The organism is Trueperaceae bacterium, assembly GCA_031581195.1.
Taxonomy (GTDB): Bacteria; Deinococcota; Deinococci; order Deinococcales; family Trueperaceae; genus SLSQ01.
In genome coordinates this window covers 10,579-20,197 of sequence record JAVLCF010000036.1, presented here as the reverse complement: position 1 = coordinate 20,197, position 9,619 = coordinate 10,579, and the positions used below count along the sequence as shown (strand labels likewise).

The following is a 9,619-nucleotide window of genomic DNA, read 5'->3' as shown; positions in this document are numbered from 1 at the left end:
CGAGACGTCGGTCGGGGGCGCCTCGGACGGGAACTACACCTCCGCCGCCGGCGTCGCGACGCTCGACGGGCTCGGCGCGGTCGGGGACGGCGCGCACGCCCACCACGAACACGTCCGCATCGACGCCACCCTCCGGCGCGTCGCGCTCCTCGCCGGGCTGCTGCTCCGGCCGACCGCCTGACGCGTGTCGCTCCGTCTGCTGGCGGCGATCGCGAGCGGCGTGGTGGCGCCCGTCGGGCTGCCCCCCACGTCGCTACCGATCGCGCCGTTCGTGCTGGCGGTCCCGTTCGCGTTGATCGCCGCGTCGCGGGGGCCGCGCGACGCCTTCCGGCTTGGGGCCGCGACCGCGGTGCCGTTCTTCGCGCTGCACGTCGCGTGGTTGCCGACCAGCTTCTCGGATCTGCTCGGTCCGGCGTTCTGGGCGGTGTTCCCCCTCCTCGTGCTCGCGCTCGCCGCGATCTGGGGCGCGACCGCGGCGGTCGCCCGCGCGGTCGGCGGTCCGGGGCGCGGCACCCTGGCGGTGCTCGCACCGACGTGGATCTTCGTCGAGTGGTTGCGCGGGCTCGGCTTCCTCGGCTTTCCGTGGGGGGCGCTGGGCTACGGCTGGCTCGCGACGCCGGTCGCGCAGTGGGCGGACGTCGTCGGCGTGGCCGGGCTGGGGTTGCTGACGACCGTCGCGGCGGCCGCCCTCGCCGCACCGTTCGTGGGGCCCCCGAGCTCCGGCCCGACCCTGCGCACCCGCCTCCGCTGGGGCGTGGCGGGGAGCGGCGGGCGGGTGCGCCCGCGCCTCCGCGGGGCGGGCCCACCGTTCGCGGTCGCGCTCCTGGCGCTCGCCTGGTGGGGCGGCGTCGTCCGCCTCGAGGCGGCGCGCGCCGACGTGCGTACCGCCGACCGCACGGCGCTGCTCGTGCAGGGCGACGTCGACCCGCTCGCGCGGGCGGCGGGCGGCGCCCTCGATTTCGACGTGCACCTGGGGTTGACGGAAGCGGCGGTGGCGGCGGAGGGCGCCCCGCCGGACCTGGTGGTATGGCCGGAGGCGGCGGTGTTGCGCACGCCGCTCGAGGGGTTCCGCGGGGCGCCGGCCCGCGCGGCGCTCGAGGCGGCCGCTCCGGGCGCGACGTTCGTGGTGGGGGCGCGCGCCCGCGTCGAGGGGGGCGGCGCGAACGCGGTGTATACGATCGACGCGAGCGGCGTCCGGGGGCGCTACGACAAGCACGTGCTGGTGCCGTTCGGGGAGCGCTGGCCGCTGCTCGAGGCGTGGGCGCCGCTGTACCGCGCGATCTTCGCGGCGTTCGGCCTGCCGATGCTGGAGAACACCGTGCCCGGACCGGGGCCGGCGGCGCTGCCGGGGGACGGCGGAGCGGTCGGCGCGTACGTCTGTTACGAGTCGGTGTTCGACGCGATCCCACGGCGGATGGTGGCGGACGGGGCGGACGTGCTGATCAACGTCACGAACGACGCCTGGTTCGCGCGGGGGGCGGGTGCGCGCCAGCACTTCGACATGGGGCGGCTGCGCACCATCGAGACCCGCCGCTGGATGCTGCGCGCCGCGAACGACGGCATCACCGCGGTCGTCGACCCCACCGGCACCGTCCGGGCGGAGTTGCCGCGCGGCGTGCGCGACACCCTGGTCGTCCGCTACGCCGAACGCGAGGACGTCACGCCGTTCGTGCGGTGGGGGCACCTCACGCCGTGGCTGCTGGGGACGCTGGTGGCGGGCGCGGCCGGCGGGGCGCTCGCGCGACGCGTGTGACGCCGAGCGTTCCGCTCGGCTAGGATGGCGGCCATGCGCCTCGTGGTGGTCGGTGGCAACGAACTCGGCGTGCAGGTCGCTTCGGCGTTGCACCGGGAGCACGACCTCACGATCCTCGATCAGGACGAGGGGCGCGCGACGGCGTTCGAGAGTTTCGACGTGCGCTTCCAGCGCGGCAACGGCGCCGACCCCGACGACCTCACCGAAGCGGGCGTGGCGGAGGCGGACGCGTTCCTGGCGTGCACCCGAAGCGACGACCTGAACGTGCTGGCGTGCCTCGCGGCGAAGGGCCTGGGGGCGGGCCGGACGTTGGCGGTCGTCTCCCGCCAGCGGTACCTCGACGCCTTCCGGCGGGAGGGGGCGATGACGCGGGTGGGGATGTCGATCGATCGGGTGTTGTGGCCGCAGCGGCTGTTGGCGAAGCAGATCGCCGACATCGTGCGCACCCCCCGCGCGGTGGACAGCACCAGCTTCGCCGACGACCGCATCCACCTGCGCGAGTACCGCCTCGAGGGAACCGATCCGTTCCTCGGGGTGCCGCTCGCCGACGCCGACGTGCCGCGCGGCGCGTTGCTGGCGGGCGTCGTCCGCGACGACACCTTCTTCGTGCCGTCGGGCACCACCGTGCTGCGCGAGGACGACAAGGCGGTGTTCCTGGGGACGCGCGACAGCGTCCGCGCGGTGGAGGCGCGCTTCGCGCCCCGCCGGACGGCGCAGCGCGTGACGGTGATCGGTGGGGGGAACGTCGGCTTCATGGTCGCGCAACGCCTGCAGGGCCCCCAGACGCGCGTGACGGTGATCGAGACCGACCCCGCGCGGGCGGAGAAGCTCGCGACGTTGTTGCCCGACACGCTGGTGCTGCAGGGGGACGGCACCGACCTCGAGTTGATGGAGCAGGAGCGCCTCGACGACTCCGACGTCGTCGTGGCGGTCACCGACGACGACGGAAAGAACCTGCTGGCGAGCCTGCTCGCCAAGCAGGTCGGCATCCCCAAGGTCGTCACCCGCGTCGGGCGGACCCGCAACCGCCGCCTGTTCGAACGCGTCGGCATCGACGCGCCCCTCACGACGCGGGCGGCGGCGCTGCAGGAGGTCCTCAACTGGCTTCGGCTCGACGAGGTCGACCACCTCGCCAGCATCGAGGACCGCGCGGAGATCATGGAGGTCACCTACCCCGATCGGGCGCGGGTGGGCCGCATCCGCGACCTGGGCGCCCCGCGCGACGGGTTGATCGGCGCGATCCTGCACCGCGAAAAGGTCGTCATCCCGAGCGGCGACACGACGCTGCAGCACGGCGACCGGTTGTTCATCGTGACGACGCCCGACAACGTCGGCGAGGTCGCCGCCTGGCTCGAGCGGCACTGCGCCGACGGATCGTGAGGGCGCCCGGCGCCCCGCGGCGGGGCCGCTTCGTGCCGCGCGTCCTCGGGATCGCGCTCGCGGCGGAGGCGGTCGCCCTGGCGGCGTTCGGGGTCGCGGCGGCGTTCACACGCGACCCCGTGTCGGGGTTCGCGGTGGGCGCCGCCCTCGCCGCCGGCCTCGCCGGGCCGCTGTTGGCGTGGGGCCGCGCCGCGGAGGAGCCGTCGCGCCGCGAGGCGCTGGCGTCGGTCCTGCTCCTGTGGTTGGCGTTGCCCGGGCTGGGCGTGGCGCCGTACCTGGCGTCGGGGGCGATGGGCCCGATCGATGCGCTGTTCGAGTCGATGAGCGGCTTCACGTCGACGGGCGCGACGGCCCTCGGGGACTTCGGGGCGTTCGGGCCGGTGACGTTCCTGTGGCGGGCCTTCACGCAGTGGGTGGGCGGCATCGGCATCATCGTGTTGTTCATCGCCGTGTTCCCGCAACTCGCGATCGCGGGACGGCAACTGTTCTTCACCGAGGTCCCCGGCCCGACCGAGGACCGCTTCACGCCCCGCCTGCGGCAGACGGCGTCGGCGGTGTTGCGCGTGTACGTCGGCGCGACGGTCCTCGGGGCCGTCGCCTACCTGTGGGCCGGCATGGGGCCGTTCGACGCGGTCGCGCACGCCCTGACGACCCTCGCGGCGGGCGGGTTCAGTCCCGAACCGCGGTCGTTCGAGGGGTTCGGGCCGGCGGTGCAGTGGGTTGCGATCGCCTTGATGGCGGTCGCGGGGGTGAACTTCGCGCTGCAGGTCCGGGTCTGGTCCGGTCGGCCGGGGCTGCTGCCCCGCGACCCGGAGTTCCGGACGTACCTCGCCGTCGCCGTCGCGGGGGCGGCGGCGCTGGCGGTCCTGACCGCCGCGGCGTACGGGCCCGACGCGCTGCGGCACGGGGCGTTCCAGAGCCTGTCGATCCTGACGACGACGGGGTACGCCAGCGTCGACTTCGGGGCGTGGGAACCGCGCGCGCAGACGATCCTGTTGCTGTTGGCGTTCGTCGGGGGCAGCGCCGGGAGCGCCGCGGGCGGCATGAAGGTGGTGCGCTGGATCATCATCGCGCGCAACACCACGCGGGAGGTGCGCCGCGTGGTGCACCCCCGCGCGGTGTTGCCCGTGCGGATCGGACGTCGCACCGTTCCGGAGGAGGTCCTGCGTTCGGTCGCGGCGTTCGTGACGCTGTACGTCGGCCTGTTCGCGACCGGAACGACCCTCCTGGCGCTCCTGGGGGCCGACTTCGTGACGGCGTTCAGCGCGTCGATCGGGGCGCTCGGAAACGTCGGGCCGGGCCTCGGGGCGGTCGGGCCGATGGAGCACTACGGCGTCCTCCCGGGGCCGGCGAAGGTCGTGCTGACGTTCCTGATGTACGCCGGCCGGCTGGAGGTGGTCGCGGTATTCGTCGTGTTCACGCGCGAGGCGTGGCGCGTGCCCCGGCGGTGGCGCACCCCGGCGCGCGGCGGCGGACCGGGGCGCCCGCCGACCGCGCGCTGAGGGGGGCGGGCGGCGCGTGCGGTATCCTCGCGCCGTTCGCCGTCCATGCGGTCGTTCGCGTCGTGCCTGCGGCGCGCGATCGTTCGAAGGTCCGCAGGCGCCGCGCGCGGCGCGCGCGGACGTCGCCTCCCGGAGGTCGTCATGTCGGAACGCATCACGTCGGTCCTGAACGAAGAGCGCCGCTTCCCGCCGCCCGAACGCTTCCGCGAGGACGCCCGGATCGGGACGTGGGCGGAGTACCAGGAGCGCTACCGCCGCTCGCTCGAGGAGCCCGACGCCTTCTGGGGCGAGGTGGCGTCGGAGCTGCACTGGTTCGAGCCGTGGACGGAGGTGCGTCGCTGGAACGAACCGTTCGTCGAGTGGTTCGTGGGCGGCACGACGAACCTGTCGTACAACGCCCTCGACCGGCACGTCGAGGCCGGCCTCGGGAACAAGGTGGCCTACTTCTTCGAGGGCGAACCGGGCGACCGTCGGGTGTTGACGTACCGCGACATGCTGCGCGAGACGTCGCGCTTCGCGAACGTCCTCAAGGCGCAGGGCGTCGAGAAGGGCGACCGGGTGGCGATCTACCTGCCGATGATCCCCGAGGCGGTCATGGCGATGCTGGCCTGCGCGCGCATCGGCGCGACGCACTCGGTCGTGTTCGGGGGGTTCAGCGCGCAGGCGCTCGCCGACCGCATCCAGGACGCCGACGCGAAGGTGGTCGTCACCGCCGACGGCGGCTTCCGGCGCGGGAGCGTCCTGCCGCTCAAGCCGGCGGTGGACGACGCGATCGCTCGGGTGGGGGGCGTCGAGCGGGTCATCACGGTGCGCCGCGCGGAGAACGACGTCGCGATGGAGCCGGGGCGCGACGTCTGGTACCACGAGGCGGCCCGGCACGCCTCCGACGTGTGTCCCGCGGAGCCGCTCGATGCGGAGCACCCGAGCTTCATCCTCTACACGAGCGGTAGCACCGGGACGCCCAAGGGCGTACTGCACACGACGGGCGGCTACCAGACGTACACGTACCTGACCGCCCGCACGGTGTTCGACCTGCAGGACAACGACGTCTTCTGGTGCACCGCCGACGTGGGGTGGATCACCGGGCACAGCTACGTCGCGTACGGGCCGATGCTGAACGGCGCGACGCAGGTGATGTACGAGGGCGCCCCGACCCACCCGACGCCGGACCGCATGTGGGCGATGGTGGAGCGCTACGGCGTGAACGTCTTCTACACCGCTCCGACCGCCATTCGGGCCTTCATGAAGCTCGGGGACGAGCACCCCGCCAAGCACGACCTGTCCAGCCTGCGGCTGTTGGGGACGGTCGGGGAGCCGATCAACCCCGAGGCCTGGATGTGGTTCCGGCGGGTGATCGGCGGGGATCGCTGCCCGATCGTCGACACCTGGTGGCAGACGGAGACCGGCGGCATCATGTTGACGACGCTGCCGGGCGTGCACGACGCGAAACCGGGGGCGGCCGGCGTGCCGTTCTTCGGGGTCGAGCCGGCCATCGTGGACGTCGAGGGGCGCGAGGTGCCCGACGACGAGGGCGGCTACCTGGTGCTGAAGCGTCCCTGGCCGTCGATGTTGCGCACCGTGTACGGCGACGACGACCGCTACCGCAACCAGTACTGGAGCGAGATCCCGCACGTCTACTTCGCCGGGGACGGCGCCCGCAAGGACCGCGACGGCTACCACTGGATCATGGGGCGCGTCGACGACGTCGTGAACGTCTCCGGGCACCGCTTGGGGACGATGGAGGTCGAGTCGGCGCTGGTGGCGCACGAGGCGGTCGCGGAGGCCGCGGTCGTCGGGCGGCCCGACGAGGTCAAGGGGCAGGGGATCGTCGCGTTCGTGACGCTCGAGGGGACGCGGCAGGGCGACGACGCGCTCCGCGACGCGCTCCGTGCGCACGTCGGGCGTCAGATCGGGGGGATCGCCAAGCCGGACGCGATCCACTTCGCCGACGCGCTCCCCAAGACGCGGTCGGGCAAGATCATGCGGAGGCTGTTGCGCAGCGTCGCGTCGGGGGAGGACGTCGCCGGCGACGTCAGTACCCTCGAGGACCGCACGGTCGTCGACAAGCTGCTGCAGGGGTCGTAGGCCGGCCGCTCAGGCGTCGCCGGGCGGCGCGCCGGCCGGGCGGGTGGCGGGCACGCGCCGCTTGGGGCGGAGTTCCGCGACGAGCATCGCCGTGAGCACCAGCCCCGCGCCGGCCAGGCCGGCCGGCCCCAGCCGCTCGCCGAGCAGCAGGTACGCGAACCCGGCGGCGAAGACCGGCTCGAGGACGAAGATCAACGCCGCCAGGTGGGCGGGGACGACCCGCTGGGCGACCGTCTGGACGATCGCGACGCCGGCCGTGGCGAGCGCCGCGAGGTAGACGACCGCGGCGTACGCCTCCCACGGCACGACGGCGAGCGTCCCGAGGTGCGGCCACGCCCACGCCCAGGCGAGGGCCGCCATGGGGAGGTGCTGCATCCCGGCGAGCGAGAGGGCGGGGGCGGTGTCGGCGACCCGCCCGAGGTACACGATGTAGAGCGCGTACGCGAGGGCGGTCCCCAGGAGCCAGACGTCCCCGGCGTTGGGCGGCGTCGCCGCCCCACCGCGCAACGTCATGAGGCCCAACCCGGCGACCGCGAGGAGGGCGGCGGCCCACGCGCGCCCGGGGACGCGGGCGCGCATCCCGGCGGCCGCGACCATGGGCGTCAGGACGACCGACAACCCGGTGATGAAGGCGGCCTTCGAGGCGGTCGTTAGGGACAGACCGATCGTTTGCGTCGCGAATCCGGCGAACGCCAACAGGCCGAGGACGAGGGCGGGGCGGACGGCGTCGCGGCGGAACGGCGCGCCGACGAAGAGCAACGCGGCAAGGGAGAAGCGAAGCGCCAACAACAGCGGGACGGGGAGCACGTCGAGCGCCCCCTTCACCACGACGAACGTGGTCCCCCAAACGAGGGTCACGGCGACGAGCGCGACGACGGCGATGCGGAACGACATCCGGGGCATCATCTCACGGGTCGCGACGCGCCGGCGGGGGCGGGGTCGGTGTGGTAGGGGGCGAGGCGCACCTCCATCCGTCGACGCGTCCCCGCAGGTATGCCACACTTACGTTGCGTACGTGAGAGGTTCCGTGCGCGATGGGAGACCCGATGCGCACTCGACTTCACCCACGCTCCCTCCGATGGTTGGGGGCCAGTACGTTGCTTACCGCGTTCCTGCTTTCCGGCTGCACCGCAGACTCCGAACGGCCCGCCACCCTACGTCTCGACGGACTGTCCAGCACGCAGGGCGCACCCGGGACGCTCCTCGAGGCGACCGGCCGCTTCACCGCCGACACCGACCTCCTCGTGTGCGACCTCGCCGTCCTCGACCCCGCCTACGCGCGGGAGGACGACGCCGCTGCACGCTGGGCACCCCGGCCCGAAGCCGACGCCGACGCGATCTACCCGCGCATGCGGGGAGCGGTGCCCGACCTCCCTCCGGGACGCGCGTGCGGGGTCACGCTTCGGCGCGACGGGACGGTCGTCTCGCCGAGCGACGGTGCGTCGCCGACCTTCACGGCCGACCCCGACCTTCCGGGACGACCGGAGGCGATCACCGTCAGCGACGGAGACGGCCGGGTGCGCCTCGCGTTCGACCCTCCCGCCGCCAACGGGGCCCCCATCGAGGGCTACGAGCTGTCGCTCGACGACGGCCCCTTCGACGCCGCCGCCGGTCCGGCTGGGGTGGTCGGTCCCCCGCTGGTGGTGTCCGGGCTCGACAACGGCGTGCGCTACGAGGCACGGGTCCGCGCGCGATCGGCGGCCGGGGTGGGTGCGGCGGCGACCGCGACGCTCCGCCCGTTCGGACCGCCCGACGCCCCCACGAACCTGGCCGGGGCGCCCGGGGACGGACGCGTCCGCCTCACGTTCGACGCCCCCACGTCCAACGGCCGGCCGATCGAACGCTACGACCTCCGCGTGGCGCACGCGGCCGACGCCGGCACCTGGACGGCGGTCTCGGCCAGCGACGCGACGCCGGAGGGCGCCGTCGTCGTCACGGCCACCGACCTCGACGACGGTACGGAGGTCACGCTGTCGGTACGCGCGGCGAACGCCGCCGGGCCCGGGCCCGCCGCGTCGGTCGACGTCACCCCGCGCCCCGCCCTCCGCCTGGAGCTACCCGCCGGACCGCCTTTTACCCTCATGCTCGCCGGGAGCCTGTGGTCGCACTACGTCCGGTTGGCCGGTCCGGGCGCGCGCGAAGGCCTCACGGCCACCGCGTCGTGCGGCGACGTGTCCACCCCGTCGATCACCGACGTTCACCCGTCGGCCTCGGACGTATTCGGCCCGGCGCCCTCCGGCCCGTGGTCCGACACCTTCGTCTACGTCCGCCCGGACGCCGTGTCGTCCACCGAAACGTGCGACGTCACGGTTCGCGCCGTCGCGGACCCCGACGTCACCACGACCGTGACCGCCGACGTGCTTCCGCGGTCGGACCTCACGTCGGTCACCGACCTCTGGGCCGGAGGCACATCGGGCCTCGCCGTGCGCGACGGCGCGCTCGTGGGGTGGGTTGGCGGGGCCCCGGGCACCGTCGGGGTCCTCGAGACTCCGTTCACGAACGTCGTGCCGCTCGAGCTCGACGTCCCCTGGTCCACGCCCGCCTCCGTCACCGACGTCGCGGTGGGGACGTTTCACGGCGTCGTGGTCCTGTCCGACGGTCAGGTATGGAGCTGGGGCGGCTCGAAGGTCACGCCCGTTCTCGGGGCCGGCGCCACGCAGGTGGCGCCGAAGGGCGTCCGGATCGATGGGAATCTCCCCGCCGACACCCGCCTCGTGCGGGTCGACGTCGCGACGAACGGCAACACGACGCTCGCACTCGACGACGAGGGGCACGCGTGGGCGTGGGGGAAGTACGCCGGAACGCTCGTCTCGGGGAGCGACGCCGGGACGTCGCTCGACGTGCCGACCCGCGTGCCCGCGCCCGGGGGCGTGACCTTCACCGACGTCGCCGTCGGCCA

Annotated in this window: 7 protein-coding genes; 6 read left to right on the top strand and 1 reads right to left on the bottom strand. The window is 74.1% G+C overall.

Annotation, left to right across the window (positions count from 1 at the left end; translation table 11 throughout):
* The 5 genes from RI554_04975 to acs all read left to right on the top strand — a co-directional run.
* Positions 1 to 181, top strand: a 181-nt coding sequence (locus RI554_04975) for a hypothetical protein (protein MDR9391365.1), incomplete at its 5' end; no start/stop codon positions are given.
* Between the two features lie 3 nt (positions 182 to 184).
* Positions 185 to 1,753 carry an apolipoprotein N-acyltransferase gene (lnt, locus tag RI554_04970; protein MDR9391364.1) on the top strand — a complete coding sequence of 523 codons (1,569 nt, stop codon included), beginning with the start codon at positions 185 to 187 and terminating at the stop codon, positions 1,751 to 1,753.
* Between the two features lie 33 nt (positions 1,754 to 1,786).
* Positions 1,787 to 3,133: a Trk system potassium transporter TrkA gene (trkA, locus tag RI554_04965; protein MDR9391363.1), complete on the top strand. Its 1,347-nt coding sequence runs from the start codon at positions 1,787 to 1,789 to the stop codon at positions 3,131 to 3,133.
* Complete coding sequence (locus RI554_04960; protein ID MDR9391362.1) at positions 3,130 to 4,635, top strand: TrkH family potassium uptake protein; 1,506 nt, start codon at positions 3,130 to 3,132, stop codon at positions 4,633 to 4,635. Before trkA ends, RI554_04960 begins: the two co-directional genes overlap by 4 nt.
* Before the next feature lie 141 nt (positions 4,636 to 4,776).
* Entirely contained in the window at positions 4,777 to 6,720 is a 1,944-nt protein-coding gene (acs, locus tag RI554_04955; protein ID MDR9391361.1) for an acetate--CoA ligase, read from the top strand.
* Positions 6,721 to 6,729: 9 nt separating this feature from the next.
* On the opposite strand, the gene RI554_04950 is transcribed toward acs, so the two are convergent.
* Entirely contained in the window at positions 6,730 to 7,614 is an 885-nt protein-coding gene (locus RI554_04950) for a DMT family transporter (protein MDR9391360.1), read from the bottom strand.
* Between the two features lie 203 nt (positions 7,615 to 7,817).
* On the opposite strand from RI554_04950, the gene RI554_04945 reads away from it, so the two are divergent.
* A partial coding sequence (locus RI554_04945) for a hypothetical protein (protein ID MDR9391359.1) occupies positions 7,818 to 9,619 on the top strand: 1,802 nt, incomplete at its 3' end.

Bases quoted from the DNA above. Each gene is read 5' to 3' on its own strand.
- trkA (MDR9391363.1), top strand. From the start codon at position 1,787: ATGCGCCTCGTGGTGGTCGGTGGCAACGAACTCGGCGTGCAGGTCGCT.
- acs (MDR9391361.1), top strand. From the start codon at position 4,777: ATGTCGGAACGCATCACGTCGGTCCTGAACGAAGAGCGCCGCTTCCCG.
- RI554_04950 (MDR9391360.1), bottom strand. From the start codon at position 7,614: ATGTCGTTCCGCATCGCCGTCGTCGCGCTCGTCGCCGTGACCCTCGTT.